The following is an 18,613-nucleotide window of genomic DNA, read 5'->3' on the forward strand; positions in this document are numbered from 1 at the left end:
TTCACTCTATGGCGGTCATTTTACTCGGTTACAGCCACCTGCGATCATTCGCGGTGGTAAGGATGATTGGTCGTAATACTCCAGGCACGGTAGAGACTTTCGGCAACCAGTATTCGTACTAAAGGATGTGGCAACGTCAATGGCGAGAGCGACCAGCTTTGTTCCGCCGCTGATTTACAGGCCGGTGACAATCCCTCAGGACCACCGATTAACAGGCTGACGTTACGGCCATCCTGCTTCCATCGTTCAAGCTGTTGCGCCAACTGAGGCGTTTCCCAGGGCGAACCTGGGATATCCAGCGTGACAATGCGGTTACCTTTACCGACTGCTGCTAGCATCTGCTCACCTTCCTTGTCCAAAATGCGTTTGATATCCGCATTTTTGCCGCGTTTACCTGCCGGGATTTCGGTCAGCTCAAGTGGCATATCTTTCGGGAAGCGAGACAGATAATCCATAAAACCAATCTGCACCCAGTCTGGCATTTTAGTACCGACTGCAACCAATTGCAGTTTCACCAGTTAACTCCAGAGCTTTTCCAGTTCGTATAGGCGGCGGCTCTCTTCTTGCATCACATGCACGATCACCTCACCCAGATCGACCACGACCCAGTCGGAAGCTTCCCGGCCTTTCATACCATACAATTCTATACCTGCAGCACGAGCTTCCTGCACGATATATTCGGCGATTGACATGACATGGCGGGTAGAAGTGCCCGTGCAAATGATCATGCAGTCGGTGATACTGGATTTGCCCTGGACATCCAGGGAGATAATATCCTGACCTTTTAGATCATCGATTTTATCAATCACGAAATCTTGGAGCGTTTTGCCTTGCAAAGGTTCCCCCTTGAGGATGTTCTGTTTATCCGGCTGCTTAATAATAGCGCGAATCATGGTGGTGTCGGCTGGATTTCACTGAAAACGGGTTGAGCATGACCTTGACAACGGTCTGCGGTGGTTTCAGTGGATACCCGAAAAATAGCGGGGCAGTATAGCATGTGGCCTAGCGATATAAACCCTGTAACTCGATATAACGCAGCACCGAGTGCGGTAATAGGTCATCACAACCCATGCCCTGATGAAGACGTTGGCGTATTTCGGTGGCAGATATCTCCAGTAATGGGGTATTCGCCCGGTAGATATAGCCACTGGGTTGCTCGCTGAGCAAGGTCGGATCACTAATCTGGTGTTGCTCCAACCAGCCTTGTAGCTCGGTACTGTCCATTTGCTGCTGGTAGCCAGGGCGAGCTAACACTAACAGATGGCAGACATTCAGCAGATCTTGCCAGCGATGCCACTTATGCAAAGACAGCAATGAATCCTGACCGATGATAAATGCCAGAGGTAATGCAGCACCACGTTCTTTACGTATCATTTCTAACGTATCGATGGTGTAAGAAGGTGTTGTACGCTGTAATTCGCGCTCATCCACGGTGAACAACGGGTGATTCGCTATCGCCAGCTTGACCATGGCTAACCGCTGTTGTGGGTTGGCTTCCGGCTGTGGGCGATGTGGCGGTACATGATTGGGTAGCAGAGTCACCTGCTGCAGTCCCACCTCGTTTGCCAAGGCTTCCACCGGGCGCAGATGGCCGTAGTGGATCGGGTCAAAAGTGCCACCAAACAGTGCATGTAAGGTCAGTGCATGTAAGGTCAGTGCGTGTAACGGCTGGTTAGTGGGCATCGGCGAAACTCGTGGGTAACGGTTTACCGCACAGCAACATCGACAAGGTCTCCAGCTCTGACCACACCGATTGGCTGTACTCTTGTTTAAGCAGAACTTCGATTTTTGCCAGCAGGTGCACAGCCTGCTGTAATTGCTGGCTAGACAGGCGTTGCAATGCTTGGGTGATCAGGTTACGGCGGTTTTGCCAGATTTTTTGCTGATCAAACAGGCTACGCAGTGGGGTGGTTGCCATCCGACGCTGCAACGTGAGTAATATTAATAGCTCCCGTTGCAAGGTTCGCAGCAGGATCACCGGCTCAATATCTTCTTGTTGCAATTGCTGGAGAATATGCCAGGCACGTTTACTTTTGCCCGCCAGCAGCGCATCCAGCCAGTGGAATGGGCTGAAATGAGCCGAATCGTTCACGGCCTGCTCCACTCGAGGCAAAGTCAGTTTGCCATCAGGGTGCAGTAACGCCAGTCTTTCCAACGCTTGAGCGAGTGCCAAAAGATTGCCTTCATAGCAGTAGCACAGCAGTTGATTCGCGGCATCATCCAGCTCAAGCGACATCGATTTGGCCCGCTGTGTTACCCAACGGGGGAGTTGTGCCTGTTCTGGCGTCTGGCAACTGACTAAAACCCCATTAGGGCTAACGGCTTTGAACCAGGCGCTGTTTTCTTGTGCTTTAGTCAAACGCGGGCCGCGTAGTACCAACAGGATATCCTGATGTAGCAAACTGGCCAGTTTGGTTAAATGTTCAGCCATCACCGCGGTTGGGCCGTTGTCTGGCAAGGTCAATTGCAGGGTTTGCCGGCTGGAAAACAGACTCATCGCTTGGCAGATACTGAAGATGGCATCCCAATCGGTTTGGGCGTCCAGAGTTATTGAGTAATGTTCGCTAAACTGCTGTTGTTGGGCAGCCTGGCGGACTAAATCCTGACTTTCCTGCAGCAGCAACGGTTCATTGCCACTCAATAAATAACAAGCGCGCAACCCCTCTCGGAGTTGCGCGGCAAGTTGTTCAGGATAGATACGCATCATGGTGCGTTAGCACTTACCGTATTTTTATCCATAGCCGTTTTTTTACTCATATCAACGGCCTTTTGCTGCTCGCTTAATTGAGCGGCTTGGATCACCGACTGGAATTTACGCAGAATTTGTTGCGCGGCCTGTCGGCGCATTTCCTGCAGGATTATCTCCTGCTCAGAATCTTTCGCCAGTGCGGTTAATGGGTTATCAAAGAACGTGCGGAAGACCTTGACGTTGATCGGATAGAGATCATGCCCAGGCAGCAACACTTGCGCCTGAACCGTCATCACCATTTGAAATTCCGCTGTTTTACCATCCTGAAAGATTGATACCGTGTCTTGGCTTTGTGCCGAACTCACGATACGTAAAGAAGGAACTTCTTTTTGGGCCGGATCATATTTGACCACATTAGTACCGCTAAGACGTAATTGCTCACGCACCGCCCGAGTCAGTGGACCAAAGGGATCGTAGCTGTCCAGGATCAGGGTATGCAATTCCGTGGGCACCTGGGTGTTGCCACGCAAATGAAACCCACAACCGGCGGTGACCAGCACCGCTAACCCCAGTAATAACGTTAGAATGCGATGTTGCACAAAGTCTCCTTGTGTTAACCCACAACCAGGTTAAGCAATTTGCCTGGAACATAAACCACTTTACGCACTGTAACCCCTTCCAGATACTTGGCCACCAAATGTTCCTGTGCGGCCTGTTCACGGACTTGATCTTCAGTGGCGTCAGCGGGTACGGTAATTTTCGCACGGACTTTGCCGTTAACTTGTACCACCACCAACTTGGAGTCTTCTACCATCGCGGCGTCTTCTGCTACCGGCCAGGGTGCAGTATCCACATCACCGGTACCGTTTAACGCTTGCCACAAGGTAAAGCAGATATGCGGGGTAAATGGATAGAGCATCCGCACTACCGCCAGCAACGCTTCCTGCAGCAAAGCACGATCCTGCGCGGTTTCTTGTGGTGCACGGCCCAGTTTATTCATTAACTCCATTACTGCGGCAATGGCGGTGTTAAAGGTCTGGCGGCGGCCAATATCATCCGTCACTTTTGCGATGGTTTTATGTACATCACGGCGTAACGCTTTCTGACCTTCATTCAGCTCTGCGACATTCAGTGGTTGAACCGCGCCTTGCTCCAGGTGATCGTAAGCCAGTTTCCATACGCGCTTCAGGAAGCGATTCGCCCCTTCTACACCTGACTCCTGCCATTCCAGGGTCATTTCAGCCGGAGAAGCGAACATCATAAACAGACGAACGGTATCCGCACCGTATTTTTCCACCATGACTTGTGGGTCGATGCCGTTATTTTTCGACTTCGACATTTTGCTCATGCCAGCATAAACCAATTGATGGCCTTGTGAGTCGGTGGCGTTGACAATACGCCCCTTGTCGTCACGTTCAACAATGGCGTCAACCGGGGAGACCCAAATGCGCTCACCATTACTGCCGCTGTAGTAAAAGGCATCAGCCAGCACCATACCTTGGCATAAGAGGCGCTTGGCTGGCTCGTCTGAATCCACCAGCCCTGCGTCACGCATTAACTTGTGGAAGAAACGGAAATACATCAGGTGCATGATGGCATGTTCGATGCCCCCCACATACTGATCCACTGGCAGCCAGTAGTTGGCGGCGGCAGGATCCAACATCCCTTGGTCATATTGTGGGCAGGTATAACGCGCGTAATACCAGGAAGACTCCATAAAGGTGTCGAAGGTGTCGGTTTCACGCAATGCGGGTTGACCGTTAACGGTGGTTTTCGCCCATTGCGGATCCGCTTTGATTGGGCTGGTAATACCATCCATCACCACATCTTCCGGCAGGATCACCGGCAGTTGGTCTTCTGGGGTTGGCATCACTGTACCATCTTCCAGTGTGACCATCGGGATCGGCGCTCCCCAGTAACGCTGGCGGGAAACGCCCCAATCGCGCAGGCGGTAGTTGACCTTACGTTGGCCGACTCCCTGCATCACCAGTTTATCTGCAATGGCATTAAACCCGGCCTGATGGTCCAGACCATCAAATTCACCTGAATTGAACAGAACGCCTTTCTCGGTCATTGCCTCGGTGCTGATATCGGGCTGGCTGCCATCGAGATTCAGTATCACCGGCTTGATCGGCAATTGGTATTTAGTGGCAAATTCCCAGTCGCGTTGATCGTGAGCGGGAACTGCCATCACGGCTCCGGTGCCATATTCCATCAACACAAAGTTGGCAACCCAGATCGGCAGCTTTTCACCGTTGAGAGGATGGATGGCAAACAGGCCCGTGGCCATGCCTTTTTTCTCCATCACTGCCATGTCCGCTTCGGCAACCTTAGTGTTACGGCATTCATCAATAAAGGCGTTCAGGGCGGGGTTATTTGTTGCACCTAGCTGTGCCAGTGGGTGGCCAGCAGCCACCGCCAAATAGGTTGCCCCGATAAACGTATCCGGGCGGGTGGTATAGACGGTCACTTTTTCATCGCTATCGGTGACGTCAAAGGTAATTTCCACCCCTTCAGAACGGCCAATCCAGTTGCGCTGCATGGTTTTTACCTGCTCAGGCCAACTTTCCAGTGTGTCCAGGTCGTTGAGCAGTTGATCAGCATAAGCGGTGATCTTGATAAACCATTGCGGGATCTCTTTACGTTCAACTTTGGTGTCGCAGCGCCAGCAGCAGCCGTCAATCACCTGCTCGTTGGCCAATACTGTGAGATCATGTGGGCACCAGTTCACTGCGGAGGTTTTTTTGTAAACCATGCCTTTTTCATACAGCTTGGTGAAGAACCACTGTTCCCAACGGTAATAGTCAGGCTTACAGGTGGCAATTTCACGATCCCAGTCATAGCCGAAGCCCAGCAATTTAAGCTGGTTCTTCATATATTCGATGTTGTCATAGGTCCAGGGTGCAGGCGCGGTATTATTTTTTACTGCGGCCCCTTCCGCGGGTAGACCAAAGGCATCCCAGCCAATCGGCTGCAGCACATTTTTACCCAGCATCCGCTGGTAACGGGAGATCACATCGCCGATGGTGTAGTTACGCACATGGCCCATATGCAAACGACCCGAAGGGTATGGCAACATGGATAGGCAGTAATACTTTTCCTTGCTTGCGTCTTCGGTAACTTTGAATGTCTGTTTCTGTTGCCAGTGAAGTTGTACAGTTGATTCTATCTCTTCGGGGCGATATTGCTCTTGCATGGTGGCCAGTGGTCCTGTAGGTGTTTAACAGCTACATCCGTAGCATTTATTTGTCTATGCTCGATGAAATTTGAAAGATAACGGGCATATCTGATAGATCCGCATAGCATAGCTGATAAGGCTGCTTGACAACAACACTAAGCGTTCCCGATTCAAGTATCTGCGATGGGATAGATAATATCCCTAGCACGCAATGACGACGGGTTTATTTTACTTGCCATGATATCACTCACAATCTGCAGATCTCGCAGCAGGTCAAATTGCAATCAGTGATTTACGGCTAGAATAATAACAGGTAGCTTAAGAGAACACGCTTGTCACAGTCATTGACCCGGGAGAGGCTATGAGCAAAGTTACTCAATACTATCGTGAGTTGGTTGCATCATTGACAGAACGCCTAAAGAATGGCGAACGTGATATTGATGAGTTGGTGGCCAGTGCCGAAAAATACCTCAATGAGGTGGAGGAGTTGACCCGTCATGAGGTGGATCAACTGGTTCTGGCAGTACGACGTGACTTGGAGGAGTTTGCCCGTAGTTATGAAGAGAGTCGTGAGGCTTTTACTGACAGTGTCTTTATGCGGGTGATCAAAGAGAGTCTATGGCAGGAACTGGCCGATATCACTGACAAAACGCAGTTGGAATGGCGTGAGGTGTTCAAGGATGTCAGCCACCATGGCGTCTATCACAGTGGTGAAGTGGTTGGGCTAGGCAATCTGGTTTGTGAGAAATGCCACTATCATCTTGCCTTCTATACCCCGGAGATTTTACCCCGCTGCCCTAAATGTGGGCATGACCAGTTCCAGCGCAAGCCCTTTGAACCTTGATGGTACGCCGGGCTTGCAGCAGTGGTGGGTAGCGGCATTAATGTAAAATTTTGGCCAGGAAGTCTCTGGCGCGTTCGGAGGTGGGGTTGTTGAAGAAGTCATCTTTATTGCGATCTTCGACAATCTTGCCTTCATCCATAAAGATCACCCGGTGAGCCACCTTACGAGCAAAGCCCATCTCGTGGGTAACCACCATCATGGTCATCCCTTCTTGCGCCAGTTCCACCATTACATCCAGCACTTCATTGATCATTTCAGGATCAAGGGCCGAGGTCGGTTCATCAAATAGCATGGCGATAGGGTCCATACATAGTGCGCGAGCAATGGCAACGCGCTGTTGTTGACCACCGGAAAGTTGACCAGGGAACTTATTGGCATGGGCGGACAGGCCGACTCGCTCCAGTAATTTCAGGCCTTTCTCACGGGATGCAGCTTTGTCTCGCTTGAGAACTTTGACTTGTGCCAGTGTCAGGTTTTCAATGATCGATAAGTGAGGGAACAGTTCGAAATGCTGGAATACCATGCCCACCTTGGAACGTAATTGTGCCAGATTGGTCTTCTTGTCGTTAACTTGTATGCCATTAACCAGAATATCCCCTTGTTGGATCAGTTCTAGCCCGTTAACTGTTTTAATCAGGGTGGATTTGCCTGAACCAGAAGGACCGCAAACCACCACCACTTCACCTTTTTTGACTTCAGTGGTGCAATCGGTCAACACCCGAAACTGACTGTACCACTTGGAAACATTTTTCAGGGATATCATCAAACTGTCCTTTTCTTCAAATAGCTTACCAGTGCCGAAGCGGCCAGACTGATAATAAAATAGACAAAACCGGCGAACAGCACCATTTCTACCCGCGTACCGTCACGCTCACCAATATTGGTGGCCGTGCGGAAGAAGTCAGCCAGGCTCAACACATAAACCAGTGAGGTATCCTGGAAAAGCACAATCCCTTGCGTCAAGAGTAAGGGGACCATGGCGCGGAAAGCTTGTGGCAAGATCACCAGTTGCATTGATTGCCAGCGGGTCATCCCCAACGCCAGTGAAGCCGCAGATTGGCCGCGTGAAACGCTTTCGATGCCTGCCCGAATAATTTCCGAGTAATAAGCCGCTTCAAACAACGAAAAGGCGACCATCGCCGAGATCAGGCGAATATCGTTTTTCGGTGATAAGCCAAGGACCTGCTGTAAGAAGCTGGGAACCACCAGGTAGAACCACAGCAATACCATCACTAGCGGGACAGAGCGAAACAGGTTGACATACAGCGCCGCAAACCAACTGAGGGGTTTGATCGGTGACAAGCGCATAACCGCGAGCACGGTACCCCAGAGAATGCCAAATACGATGGCGACCACGGTGATTTTCAGCGTGATCCCCAGGCCCTGCAGCAGGTAAGGGAGGTTTGGGACAATCGATCCCCAATCAAATTGATACATTACTTGCTCCCCATATTGCCAGGTAACTGCACTCTCTTCTCCACCAGACGCATCAACAGCATAATGACAGTGTTGATAGCGACATAGGCCAAGGTGATAGCAGTAAATGATTCATACGCATGAGCTGAGTAATCGAGCAGTTTGCCTGCTTGCGCCGCCATATCCACTAGACCGATAGTGGAGGCGATGGCAGAGTTTTTCACCAGGTTCAACATTTCGGAAGTCATCGGCGGCACAATGATCCGGTAAGCATTGGGCAATAGCACATAGCGATAGGTTTGTGGCAATGTCAGCCCCATGGCTAACCCCGCAGCCTGCTGGCCACGGGGCAGTGACTGAATGGCTGCTCGTACTTGTTCACAGACGCGTGCCGCAGTAAACAAGCCAAGGCACAGCATGGAGGAAACAAAGAACTGAACATTGGGATCCAGCTCCATTTTGAACCACATACCGATCTCTGTCGGCAGCAGTTCGGGGATCACCAGGTACCAGGTGAAAAATTGGACGATCAGCGGTACGTTACGAAATAGCTCTACATAACAGGTACCCAGCGAGGAAAGGAAACGGTTGGGCACGGTGCGCAAGATGCCAAACAGTGATCCCACAAAGAAAGCAATCATCCAGGCACACAGGGAGAGGGCGATCGTGACCTGAAAACCGGACCACATCCAGCCTAGATAGGTGGTATTGCCGAAGGGGGCCGGCTGCAAGAAGATACCCCAGTTCCAATCAATTGACATAACAAACTCCATTAAACATCGAGCATGATGGGGGTTCGGCGGTAGCTCACACGCACGGGTCAGGTTGTTTTTTGCGTATGAGACCCTGAACTTGTCTGGAGCAATGCGGGAGGGGAACTACCCCCCGCATTTCTGTCTGCTCTCAGTCAGCCATCAACATGGCCAGTGATATCCCGGTCACCAATGAAGCTGCAGGGTTGTTGACTACGCTCTTTCGCCCTAGTCACATAGTTATCTATGCTCCTAGGGACTCGCTCACTTGTCGCCTACCTGCCACTCCATTGAACTTGGGTATACTGGCCTTATTGTTATTAATTTAATGCTTTGTCATTCGGCTCTTTGAACAATTGCTTCATGTCATCAGACAGTGCGAAGTTCAAGTTGAGGTTTTTCGGTGGGATAGGTTGTTTGAACCAGGTATCAAACCATTGTATAGCCTGACCCGAGGTTTGAACTTGGCTGATGGTCTCATCAATCAATTGTTTAAATTGCGGGTCATCTTTGCGCATCATACAGCCATAGGCTTCTCTGGATTGCGCAGTGCCGGTGATTTCCCACTGGTCAGGCTGCTTGGCTTTGGCCCGTTCGCCTGCAAGTAGGGCGTCGTCCATCATAAATGCCACTGCACGGCCGCTTTCCAAGGTACGGAAAGAGTCACCATGATCTTTGGCACTGATGATGCGCATTTTCATCTGCCCGTTGTCATTGAGTTTGTTGAGCAGGACTTCAGACGTTGTCCCTGAAGTGACCACCACGGTTTTACCCGCCAGGTCTTTAAAGTCTTTGATATCGGAGTCTTTCTTCGCTAGCAGACGAGTACCGACAATAAAAATGGTGTTGGAGAATGTGGCTTGTTGTTGGCGCTCAAGGTTGTTGGTCGTCGAACCACACTCAAAGTCGTAAGTCCCGTTTTGCAACAATGGGATACGATTCTGCGAGGTGATGGGGATCATTTTCACCTGCAGATTGGGTTGGTTCAATTTCTTCTTGATGGCATCAATAATTTGGTTGGAATAGTCCTGGGAGTAGCCGACCACTTGCTGTTGATTATCATAGTAAGAGAAGGGGACCGAAGACTCTCGGTGGCCGACAACAATCACGCCGTTATCGTTGATCTTCTTTAGTGTACCGGTCAATTCTTCCGCGTGGGCTACGCTACCCGCCATACCGATAAACAGTAACGATAACGCCAATTTACGTAGTTGCATGGTTTAACTCCTTTGTTGTTGTAATAGTCCGTACTCAGGGAGTGTTGAGCTAAAGCGACTATTCTAGGTTTGAGTTATTTAGCGTATATACCCGTTGCCACTCAAGTTGCAGGGTTGTTGGCCGCCTACCTGTAACTTGATTGAACTTGGTTATGAAACCGCTAAAAAATAGCTCAATGTAAATATAATGTAATCAAATTGTTTTATTTTTTGCGACATCACACGCACCTAATTAATGCAATAAACCCACCGCACACCAGTAAAGTGCGCGCAATGCGCTGGAGTTGTGCATATATCCACGTTCTTTCGGGCTATTCAGGGGCTGTGCTGCTTGAACTTAGTGGCCACCAGGCCATAACCTGGGGTTGGATATGATTTTATTGGAGCAAGAGCGTGCCAGAAAATTGGCATCATGAAATGTTACGACGTGGTGAGAAAAGCACGGCAAGGCGCCGTGCTTAAGAGTGGAAGGTTATTTGCGGCGCCAACGAGCGACCAGGGCAATAGCACCTAACAGCGCACTGAACAGCCAAATGGGGGCTGAACCAAAACGCGCGTAAGGGGTGATCCCGCTGGTGGGGGTGACAGTCACTTCCAGCACGCTTCGGGTGAATTGTGGGATGGAAGCCTGTACTTCGCCTGTCGGCCCAATCGCTGCAGTAATGCCGTTATTGGTGGCGCGTAGCAACGGCCGGCCTAATTCCAGTGCTCGCATCCGCGCCATTTGGAAGTGCTGCCATGGGCCAATAGAGTTGCCGAACCAGGCATCATTCGAGATGGTCAGCAGGAAATGGGTATCTGGGTGGAAATTATCCCGTACTTGTTGACCCAGCACAATTTCATAGCAGATGGCCGCAGTCAGGTTGTAACCGCGCACACTCAACGGTGGCTGCACATAATTACCACGGCTGAATGAGGACATTGGCAAATCAAAAAGTGGCGCTAATGGCCGCAGCAGAGTTTCCAGCGGTACAAATTCACCAAAGGGCACCAGATGGTGTTTGTCGTAACGATTGCTGGCGGGGTAACGGTAGGGTTCCTCTTCCCCAAGGACGATCACACTGTTGAAGATCTCTCTGCCCTGTGGTGTGGCGCGGACATCAACAATCCCGGTGATCAGGCTGCTGTTGTTAGCTCGCATCATCTCATCAAGCATGGTGAGAAAACCATGTTGGTTGCTTTCCACATCCGGAATGGCGGACTCCGGCCAGATGATAATGGGGGCTTTACCGATATAGGGCCGGCTCTCATCCAGATAGGTTTGCAGCGTATTTTGCAACGCACTGGGGTCCCATTTCAGCGATTGTTCGATATTGCCTTGCACCATGGCGATATTCACCGCCTTCTCCGGCAGTGGGGTAAACCACTGCAACTGGCGCAGTGGCCAGGGCAGCAGTAACATTGCCAGCGCAATCACCCCAGGGGTAATGCGCCGCTGGTTAATGGCAAAAACCAATAACCCACTGAGAGACATTAAAATTAAGGTGATGGCGTCCACGCCCAGTAATGGCGCGATACCTTGCAGCGGACCATCAATCTGGCTATAGCCAAATTGCAACCAGGGGAAGCCAGTGAGCACCCAACCGCGCAGGAACTCGGTGAGTTGCCATACGGCTGGGGCGGCAATGGCCAGTTTCCACCAACTGGTCTGTGGCCAGATACGGGTCAAGAGCCCAGCGAATAGCCCGGTGTAGAGTGAGAGATAGGCGGCCAGCAGTACCACCAGAAAGAGATTGATGGCAAAGGGCATACCACCGAAATCAGCAATACTGACATAGACCCAGTTCACGCCAGTGCCAAACAGCCCCATGCCCCAGAAGAAGCCCAGCATAACAGACTGTTTAGTGGTGCGATTAAGCGTAATCGCCAATAGACCGACCAGGGAAACAATCGCCGCTGGCCAGATATCGTAAGGTGAGAATGCTAATGTGCCGCAGGCACCGGATAACAGCGCCAGCAGGGTACGAACCCACTGGCGTTCAAGTAAGGGGGCTTTAGCCATAAATGATTTATTCTTCCAGTTTCGGTGGTGGCGAGTCGTCCGGAATTTTGACATGAACCTGGATGATACGTCGACTGTCGGCCATGGTCACTTTAAACAAGTAACCTTCGATTTCGATGGTTTCCCCCCGCGCAGGCAGGTGACCGAAGGCTTGCATCACCAGACCACCAATAGTGTCAACTTCCTCATCACTGAAGTGAGTACCAAATGTTTCGTTAAAATCTTCGATAGGGGCCAGAGCGCGCACGGTAAACATGTGGCGATTCAGTTGGCGAACATCCAGATCTTCCTCATCGTCGTATTCGTCTTCGATTTCACCCACAATCAGTTCAAGAATATCCTCAATGGTGACCAGGCCAGAAACACCACCGAATTCATCAATGACAATGGCCATATGATAACGCTGGGAGCGGAACTCTTTCAGCATTCGGTCAACCCGTTTGCTCTCAGGGACCACAACGGCAGGGCGCAACACCTTGTCGATGCTGAATGGCTCGGAATCTGCGCGCATAAACGGCAATAAATCCTTGGCCATCAGAATCCCTTCGATGTGATCCTTGTCTTCACTGACTACCGGGAAGCGGGAGTGTGCAGATTCAATTATCACGTCCAGGCACTCTTCAAGGGTCTGGTTACGCTTTACGGTGACCATCTGGGAACGCGGGATCATGATGTCACGTACCCGTTGCCCAGCGATATCCATCACCCCTTCGAGCATGTCACGGGTATCGGGGTCAATCAGCTCGTTTTGCTCAGAATCGCGGATCAGCTCAACCAAATCGTCACGATTTTTAGGTTCACCATGGAACAAATGGTTAAGGATAAGAGTAAAAAACCCCTTTTTGGGACTGGGGCTGTCATTGCTTTGTGAATGGTCGTCGCTCATGGCGTTTTAGTTAATATCACTCAGGTCAGAGGGATCAAAATTAGCAACATACTCTTCATTCTTCAAGTTGATTGGGTGTTGGCTGCGTTCGTTCGCACCAGTCACATAGTTATCTATGCTCCTGGCGACTCTCGGACTTGCCGCCTGCAAGCAACTCGAATTATTTTGAGTACAGTTCCCCAGCAGGGCAAGGGTGTTTGCTAACATCAGATGGGATCTTTTTCCGCCAGGTAAGGGTCTGGGTAGCCCATCTCCTGCATAATCTCGGTTTCCAAAGATTCCATTTCTTCGGCTTGCTCATCTTCAATATGGTCATACCCTAGCAGATGAAGGCTACCGTGAACAACCATATGTGCCCAATGGGCCTCCAGCGTTTTTTGTTGTTCAACGGCTTCCCGTTCCACCACCTGACGGCAAATAATCAAGTCCCCCAACAGCGGTAATTCGATTCCCGCCGGGGCTTCAAACGGGAATGACAGCACATTGGTGGGTTGGTCTTTGCCGCGATAAGTGAGATTCAACTGCTGGCTTTCCGCTTCATCCACCAGGCGGATAGTGACTTCCGACTGTTCCTGAAACTGTGGCAAGACCGCATCCAGCCAACGCTGGAATTGGCTTTCAGGGGGTAGCCCTTCACTGTTGTCACAGGCCAGTTGTAAATCGAGGATCACTGGGCTCATGGCATCTCCTGCCCGGGGGCGGTTAACGCATCACGTTTGCGTTGCTCGGCGAGGGCATCTTTGCGTTTCTGTTCGGCGGCTTCCCAAGCTTCATAGGCGATCACCACGCGGGCGACCACCGGGTGCCGTACCACATCTTCACTGTGGAAAAAGTTGAAACTGATCTCTTCCACTTCAGAGAGCACTTCCACCGCATGGCGCAGGCCAGATTTCTGGTTACGTGGCAGATCGATTTGCGTCACATCACCAGTAATTACCGCTTTCGAGTTGAAACCGATACGCGTCAGGAACATTTTCATCTGTTCGATGCTGGTGTTCTGGCTTTCATCCAGAATGATAAAGGCATCATTCAATGTGCGGCCACGCATATAAGCTAGTGGGGCCACTTCGATCACATTCCGTTCGATCAGTTTTTCCACTCGTTCAAAGCCGAGCATTTCGAATAGGGCGTCATACAGGGGGCGCAGGTAGGGATCAACTTTCTGGCTGAGATCCCCAGGCAGGAAGCCAAGTTTTTCACCCGCTTCCACCGCTGGGCGAGTAAGCAGGATACGGCGGATCTCTTGACGCTCGAGGGCATCAACCGCGGCGGCAACCGCCAGATAGGTCTTCCCGGTACCGGCAGGGCCAATACCAAAAGTGATGTCATGAGCGAAAATATTGGCGACATATTGCGCCTGATTGGGGGTACGGGGTTTTACCATGCCACGTTTGGTCTTGATGGTAACCGCTTTACCATAATCTGGTACGCTTTCGGCAACCTGCTCCAGTACCCGGCTCTCTTTGATAGCCAAGTGTATCTGCTCTGGGTCGATATCTGGGGTCACGCCACGAATCGGGGCGGTATCCACATACAGATGGCGCAGAATATCCGCTGCGGCAGCAACACAAAGGTTTTTACCGACCAACTTGAAGCGGTTATCCCGCCGGTTGATTTCAATCCCCAACCGACGTTCGAGTTGTTTGATATTGTCATCAAACGGGCCACAGAGGCTCAACAAGCGTTGGTTATCTGCAGGCTCTAACAGGATTTCTTGTGTTGCGACGTTCAAACGATTCCTCAAGGCTCATTCTGGGCCTGGTTAATGTCATCTAATCTAATTTCAGTGTATATCCCCTTTGATGGGAATACCTTGAATTATTCATGCCGTGTGGCACAGGTGCAAGTCCTTACACCTGTGACACATGCAATCCGGGCAAATCGTTCGGCCCAGAAGAGCAGATTAGTTCTTTTTCACAAATTCCGATTTCAGCTTCATTGGGCCAAAACCATCAATTTTACAATCGATGTTGTGATCACCCTCCACCAGACGGATGTTTTTCACTTTGGTGCCAATTTTCAGCATGGAAGAGCTGCCTTTCACTTTCAGGTCTTTAATGACCGTCACAGCATCACCATCAGCGAGCAGATTGCCATTGGCATCTTTGACAATCAGGGTATCGGCATCTTCAGCGCTGGCGTTGTCGCTCCACTCATAGGCGCACTCGGGGCAGATGAACAGGTCGTTATCCTGATAGGTATATTCGGAGTTGCACTTCGGGCAGTGTGGCAGTTGCATTAGATTATTGCCTCTTTATTAAAATAAAAAAAATGACCAGGCAATATCTGCCTGGCAAAAAATAGCAAAGTGACGGTATTGGGCAGCAGCGTCTAGGTTGTCTATTCGTTTCACTGCCATTCAAGTTGCTGGCGCATTTGGCCGCCTAACGGCAACTTGAATCGGCGCGGCTATAGACGCCAATCCGCATCAAGGCTGATAGCTGCCCACACCCAGAGCATCTTCTTTACGGGTACGAGCGATCACCGATTGCGGGGATTCATGTACCCGTAACGCCATCTGTTGTTCAGTACGGACCAACGCGCCGCGCAGCGAGTTACTGCGTACCTCGGTAATTTCCACATCAACAAACTGGCCAATTAAATCCGGTGTTCCCTCAAAGTTGACCACCCGGTTACATTCGGTGCGGCCAGCCAGATCCATCACGCTCTTGCGGGAAACTCCCTCCACCAGAATGCGTTGCTCAGTGCCAAGCATACGGCGGCTGAACTGCAACGCCTGTTGGTTAATGCGCTCTTGCAGAATATAGAGCCGCTGCTTTTTCTCTTCCAGGGTGACATCGTCAACCATATCAGCGGCCGGTGTTCCGGGGCGTGAGGAGTAGATAAAGCTGTAGCTGAGATCAAAATTGACCTCGGCAATCAGGTTCATGGTTTGTTCAAAGTCGGCTGCAGTCTCCCCTGGGAAGCCAACGATGAAATCAGAACTGATCTGTATGTTGGGCCGGGCTTTACGCAGCTTGCGAATAATAGACTTATATTCCAACGCGGTGTGAGCACGTTTCATCATGGTCAAGATGCGGTCTGAACCACTTTGTACTGGCAGGTGCAGGAAGCTCACCAGCTCAGGGGTATCTTCATACACCGCAATAATATCGTCGGTGAATTCTATTGGGTGGCTGGTGGTAAAGCGCAGACGGTCAATACCGTCAATGGCCGCCACCAGACGCAGCAATTCAGCAAACGAACAGATATCGCCATCGTAAGTCGCACCACGATAAGCATTCACGTTCTGCCCCAGCAGGTTGACTTCGCGTACCCCTTGGGCCGCAAGTTGGGCGATTTCGAACAGGATGTCATCGCATGGGCGGCTGACTTCTTCACCACGGGTATAAGGTACAACACAAAAAGTGCAGTATTTATTGCAGCCTTCCATGATTGAGACAAATGCCGTAGGGCCGTCAGCGCGGGGTTCGGGTAACCGATCGAACTTTTCGATTTCCGGGAAGCTGATGTCGATAACCGGGCTACGGGTGCCAGTCACCTGTGCGATCATCTCTGGTAGACGATGCAAGGTCTGCGGGCCAAAGATAATATCGACACAGGGTGCGCGTTGGCGGATATGCGCGCCTTCTTGTGAAGCAACACAGCCACCCACGCCAATAATCAGGTCAGGTTTCTTCTCTTTCAGTCGCTTCCAGCGGCCTAACATATCGAAAACTTTCTCCTGCGCTTTTTCGCGAATAGAACAGGTATTCAGCAGCAACAGGTCCGCCTCTTCAACGTTTTCGGTTGGTTGGTAACCCAGTGTGCTACCCAGTAAATCCGCCATTTTTGATGAGTCATACTCATTCATCTGGCAGCCCCAGGTTTTGATATGTAGTTTTTTCGTCATTGACTTGTCATTACCCGTGGAGAGAGAAAAATGTGTTATGTGCCATAGATACTCAGATTGCTTCAATCTACAGCCGTGCTGGCTGCGATCTCAATAAATCAGAGTATATAGGTGGGGTATTGTAATCATTTGATGCGGCTGTGACCAGTGACGTGAAAGCAGCATGCGGCCCGAAGCCAGATCCGGTACACTAAAGTTCGCGTACCGCGATGACGCAGCCCCAGCAATACTCAGCTAGACAGCATGATGCGGGGGATTTTGGGCGGCATGGCACTCAACGAATCAATAAGCATAACGAAAATGAAAACTTCGCAAAAACAGGTTGATTTCCTGGTGGTGGGGGGCGGCATGGTAGGGGCGGCGGCCGCTCTAGGGCTGGCGAGAACCGGGTTATCGGTCGCCTTACTGGAGGCGCATACCCCTGAGGCCTTCGATGCACAAAGCCCTCCGGATCTACGTGTTTCGGCCATCAGTTGTACCTCGGTTGAACTGTTGCAGCAATTGGATGCCTGGCCGTTAGTTCAACAAATGAGGTCGGCACCTTACCGCCGGTTAGAAACCTGGGAATGGGATGCCTCGCGAGTGGTGTTTGATGCCGCCTCACTCGGCTTGCCTGAACTTGGCTTTATGGTTGAGAACCGTATTTTGCAACTCGCGTTGTGGCAGCAATTGGCACAATGCGAAAATTTGCAGCTCTATTGCCCCGCCATGCTGCAATCAATGCAACGTATCGATGACACTTGGCAAGTGACCTTAAACTCGTCACAGACGATACAGGCGCGTTTGCTGGTGGGGGCAGATGGTGCCGACTCACCGGTGCGTAAGCTGGCCGGTATTGGTATCAATGGTTGGCAATATCGCCAGAGCTGTATGCTGATTAGTGTTGAAACTGGCGCGCCACAGCAGGATGTCACCTGGCAGCAATTTTTCCCTTCTGGGCCGCGCGCATTTTTGCCGCTGTATGATCACTGGGCGTCGCTGGCTTGGTATGACAGCCCACAGCGTATCCGGCAATTGCAAGGCTTGCCGCTGGCGGCGCTTGAACGTGAAATCGTCGCCGCGTTTCCATCCCGTCTAGGGGCCGTGAAGGTTCATGGCGTGGGCGCTTTTCCTCTGGTACGCCGCCATGCACAACGTTATGTCAAACCGGGGTTGGCATTACTCGGTGATGCGGCACATACCATCAATCCGCTGGCTGGGCAGGGGGTGAATCTGGGCTACCGTGATGTTGGCGCGCTGTTGGCGGTGGTGGCGGATGCGGTGGCTCAGGGCGAGGATTGGGCGAGTGAAGCAGTGCTGATGCGCTATCAACGCCGTCGTCGTCGGGATAACCTGATGATGCAAAATGGTATGGATCTGTTTTACTCCACCTTCAGCAACGATCTGCCCCCGCTGAGAGTGGCACGCAATCTGGCCTTGATGGCCGCACAACATGCGGGCAAGTTGAAGGAACAAGCGCTGAAGTATGCGTTAGGTTTATGATTTCCTGCCAGAGAACACTGAAAAGCAAACAGCTCGCCGTAGCGAGCTGTTCTAAATTTGGCTGGGGTACCTGGATTCGAACCAGGGAATGCTGGTATCAAAAACCAGTGCCTTACCGCTTGGCGATACCCCAATTATCATTTTTTGAATGGTGGCTACGACGGGATTTGAACCTGTGACCCCATCATTATGAGTGATGTGCTCTAACCAACTGAGCTACGTAGCCATATCCACATACATTAACTGCCTACCTATTGGTCATTAAATCGAAAGTCACCAGATGTAGTGAAAAAC

Annotated in this window: 18 protein-coding genes and 2 tRNA genes; 2 read left to right on the forward strand and 18 right to left on the reverse strand. The window is 51.0% G+C overall.

The window, feature by feature from the left end:
- Window positions 1-44: 44 nt before the first annotated feature.
- The 6 genes from rlmH to leuS form a co-directional block, all read right to left on the reverse strand.
- Window positions 45-515, reverse strand: a complete 471-nt coding sequence (gene rlmH / locus AC2A06_RS01375; protein ID WP_023490229.1) for a 23S rRNA (pseudouridine(1915)-N(3))-methyltransferase RlmH — start codon at window positions 513-515, stop codon at window positions 45-47.
- Window positions 516-518: 3 nt separating this feature from the next.
- Window positions 519-836, reverse strand: coding sequence for a ribosome silencing factor (rsfS, locus tag AC2A06_RS01380; RefSeq protein ID WP_037387077.1), 318 nt, complete (start codon window positions 834-836; stop codon window positions 519-521).
- Window positions 837-1,002: 166 nt separating this feature from the next.
- On the reverse strand, window positions 1,003-1,683 hold the full coding sequence (gene nadD / locus AC2A06_RS01385; protein WP_484379111.1) for a nicotinate-nucleotide adenylyltransferase: 681 nt from the start codon (window positions 1,681-1,683) through the stop codon (window positions 1,003-1,005).
- Entirely contained in the window at window positions 1,673-2,707 is a 1,035-nt protein-coding gene (gene holA, locus AC2A06_RS01390; RefSeq protein WP_484379112.1) for a DNA polymerase III subunit delta, read from the reverse strand. The genes nadD and holA overlap by 11 nt, the downstream gene beginning before the upstream one ends.
- Window positions 2,704-3,288: an LPS assembly lipoprotein LptE gene (gene lptE / locus AC2A06_RS01395; RefSeq protein WP_484379113.1), complete on the reverse strand. Its 585-nt coding sequence runs from the start codon at window positions 3,286-3,288 to the stop codon at window positions 2,704-2,706. The genes holA and lptE overlap by 4 nt, the downstream gene beginning before the upstream one ends.
- A gap of 14 nt (window positions 3,289-3,302) precedes the next feature.
- Window positions 3,303-5,885, reverse strand: a complete 2,583-nt coding sequence (gene leuS / locus AC2A06_RS01400; RefSeq protein ID WP_484379114.1) for a leucine--tRNA ligase — start codon at window positions 5,883-5,885, stop codon at window positions 3,303-3,305.
- 343 nt (window positions 5,886-6,228) lie between these two features.
- Between leuS and AC2A06_RS01405 the strand changes: the two genes are divergently transcribed.
- Entirely contained in the window at window positions 6,229-6,711 is a 483-nt protein-coding gene (locus AC2A06_RS01405; protein ID WP_023490615.1) for a zinc ribbon-containing protein, read from the forward strand.
- 37 nt (window positions 6,712-6,748) lie between these two features.
- Here AC2A06_RS01405 and AC2A06_RS01410 read toward each other — a convergent pair whose 3' ends face one another.
- The 10 genes from AC2A06_RS01410 to miaB form a co-directional block, all read right to left on the reverse strand.
- A complete protein-coding gene (locus AC2A06_RS01410) occupies window positions 6,749-7,474 on the reverse strand; it encodes an amino acid ABC transporter ATP-binding protein (RefSeq protein ID WP_484379115.1) in 726 nt (241 codons plus the stop codon).
- Window positions 7,474-8,148 (reverse strand): glutamate/aspartate ABC transporter permease GltK, encoded by a 675-nt coding sequence (gene gltK / locus AC2A06_RS01415; protein WP_023490617.1) that lies wholly within the window; start codon window positions 8,146-8,148, stop codon window positions 7,474-7,476. Before gltK ends, AC2A06_RS01410 begins: the two co-directional genes overlap by 1 nt.
- The gene (locus AC2A06_RS01420; protein WP_484379116.1) at window positions 8,148-8,888 is read right to left on the reverse strand and encodes an amino acid ABC transporter permease; all 741 of its coding nucleotides are present in this window, start codon (window positions 8,886-8,888) and stop codon (window positions 8,148-8,150) included. The genes gltK and AC2A06_RS01420 overlap by 1 nt, the downstream gene beginning before the upstream one ends.
- A gap of 311 nt (window positions 8,889-9,199) precedes the next feature.
- Window positions 9,200-10,096 (reverse strand): amino acid ABC transporter substrate-binding protein, encoded by an 897-nt coding sequence (locus AC2A06_RS01425; protein ID WP_023490619.1) that lies wholly within the window; start codon window positions 10,094-10,096, stop codon window positions 9,200-9,202.
- Between the two features lie 472 nt (window positions 10,097-10,568).
- On the reverse strand, window positions 10,569-12,098 hold the full coding sequence (gene lnt / locus AC2A06_RS01430; protein ID WP_473195732.1) for an apolipoprotein N-acyltransferase: 1,530 nt from the start codon (window positions 12,096-12,098) through the stop codon (window positions 10,569-10,571).
- A gap of 7 nt (window positions 12,099-12,105) precedes the next feature.
- Window positions 12,106-12,984, reverse strand: coding sequence for a CNNM family magnesium/cobalt transport protein CorC (corC, locus tag AC2A06_RS01435; protein WP_023490621.1), 879 nt, complete (start codon window positions 12,982-12,984; stop codon window positions 12,106-12,108).
- A gap of 206 nt (window positions 12,985-13,190) precedes the next feature.
- Window positions 13,191-13,664: an rRNA maturation RNase YbeY gene (gene ybeY, locus AC2A06_RS01440; RefSeq protein ID WP_484379117.1), complete on the reverse strand. Its 474-nt coding sequence runs from the start codon at window positions 13,662-13,664 to the stop codon at window positions 13,191-13,193.
- Window positions 13,661-14,716 (reverse strand): PhoH family protein, encoded by a 1,056-nt coding sequence (locus AC2A06_RS01445; RefSeq protein ID WP_023490623.1) that lies wholly within the window; start codon window positions 14,714-14,716, stop codon window positions 13,661-13,663. The genes ybeY and AC2A06_RS01445 overlap by 4 nt, the downstream gene beginning before the upstream one ends.
- Before the next feature lie 171 nt (window positions 14,717-14,887).
- Entirely contained in the window at window positions 14,888-15,223 is a 336-nt protein-coding gene (locus tag AC2A06_RS01450; RefSeq protein ID WP_023490624.1) for a zinc ribbon domain-containing protein YjdM, read from the reverse strand.
- Window positions 15,224-15,412: 189 nt separating this feature from the next.
- Window positions 15,413-16,837, reverse strand: a complete 1,425-nt coding sequence (miaB, locus tag AC2A06_RS01455) for a tRNA (N6-isopentenyl adenosine(37)-C2)-methylthiotransferase MiaB (protein ID WP_484379118.1) — start codon at window positions 16,835-16,837, stop codon at window positions 15,413-15,415.
- Between the two features lie 300 nt (window positions 16,838-17,137).
- Between miaB and ubiF the strand changes: the two genes are divergently transcribed.
- On the forward strand, window positions 17,138-18,319 hold the full coding sequence (ubiF, locus tag AC2A06_RS01460; RefSeq protein WP_484379119.1) for a 3-demethoxyubiquinol 3-hydroxylase: 1,182 nt from the start codon (window positions 17,138-17,140) through the stop codon (window positions 18,317-18,319).
- Window positions 18,320-18,377: 58 nt separating this feature from the next.
- On the opposite strand, the gene AC2A06_RS01465 is transcribed toward ubiF, so the two are convergent.
- Together AC2A06_RS01465 and AC2A06_RS01470 are read right to left on the reverse strand one after the other, a co-directional pair.
- Window positions 18,378-18,452: transfer RNA gene (locus AC2A06_RS01465), tRNA-Gln, on the reverse strand.
- Between the two features lie 16 nt (window positions 18,453-18,468).
- Window positions 18,469-18,545: transfer RNA gene (locus AC2A06_RS01470), tRNA-Met, on the reverse strand.
- Window positions 18,546-18,613 lie beyond the last annotated feature (68 nt).

This window comes from Serratia sp. HNCC26DJ244, from assembly GCF_057180565.1.

Excerpts from the sequence above, each read along its gene's own strand:
- gltK (WP_023490617.1), bottom strand. The coding sequence starts at position 8,148 with ATGTATCAATTTGATTGGGGATCGATTGTCCCAAACCTCCCTTACCTG.
- AC2A06_RS01410 (WP_484379115.1), bottom strand. The coding sequence starts at position 7,474 with ATGATATCCCTGAAAAATGTTTCCAAGTGGTACAGTCAGTTTCGGGTG.
- holA (WP_484379112.1), bottom strand. The coding sequence starts at position 2,707 with ATGATGCGTATCTATCCTGAACAACTTGCCGCGCAACTCCGAGAGGGG.
- lnt (WP_473195732.1), bottom strand. The coding sequence starts at position 12,098 with ATGGCTAAAGCCCCCTTACTTGAACGCCAGTGGGTTCGTACCCTGCTG.
- corC (WP_023490621.1), bottom strand. The coding sequence starts at position 12,984 with ATGAGCGACGACCATTCACAAAGCAATGACAGCCCCAGTCCCAAAAAG.
- ybeY (WP_484379117.1), bottom strand. The coding sequence starts at position 13,664 with ATGAGCCCAGTGATCCTCGATTTACAACTGGCCTGTGACAACAGTGAA.
- AC2A06_RS01425 (WP_023490619.1), bottom strand. The coding sequence starts at position 10,096 with ATGCAACTACGTAAATTGGCGTTATCGTTACTGTTTATCGGTATGGCG.
- ubiF (WP_484379119.1), top strand. The coding sequence starts at position 17,138 with ATGAAAACTTCGCAAAAACAGGTTGATTTCCTGGTGGTGGGGGGCGGC.
- AC2A06_RS01450 (WP_023490624.1), bottom strand. The coding sequence starts at position 15,223 with ATGCAACTGCCACACTGCCCGAAGTGCAACTCCGAATATACCTATCAG.
- miaB (WP_484379118.1), bottom strand. The coding sequence starts at position 16,837 with ATGACGAAAAAACTACATATCAAAACCTGGGGCTGCCAGATGAATGAG.
- AC2A06_RS01405 (WP_023490615.1), top strand. The coding sequence starts at position 6,229 with ATGAGCAAAGTTACTCAATACTATCGTGAGTTGGTTGCATCATTGACA.
- AC2A06_RS01420 (WP_484379116.1), bottom strand. The coding sequence starts at position 8,888 with ATGTCAATTGATTGGAACTGGGGTATCTTCTTGCAGCCGGCCCCCTTC.
- nadD (WP_484379111.1), bottom strand. The coding sequence starts at position 1,683 with ATGCCCACTAACCAGCCGTTACACGCACTGACCTTACATGCACTGACC.
- leuS (WP_484379114.1), bottom strand. The coding sequence starts at position 5,885 with ATGCAAGAGCAATATCGCCCCGAAGAGATAGAATCAACTGTACAACTT.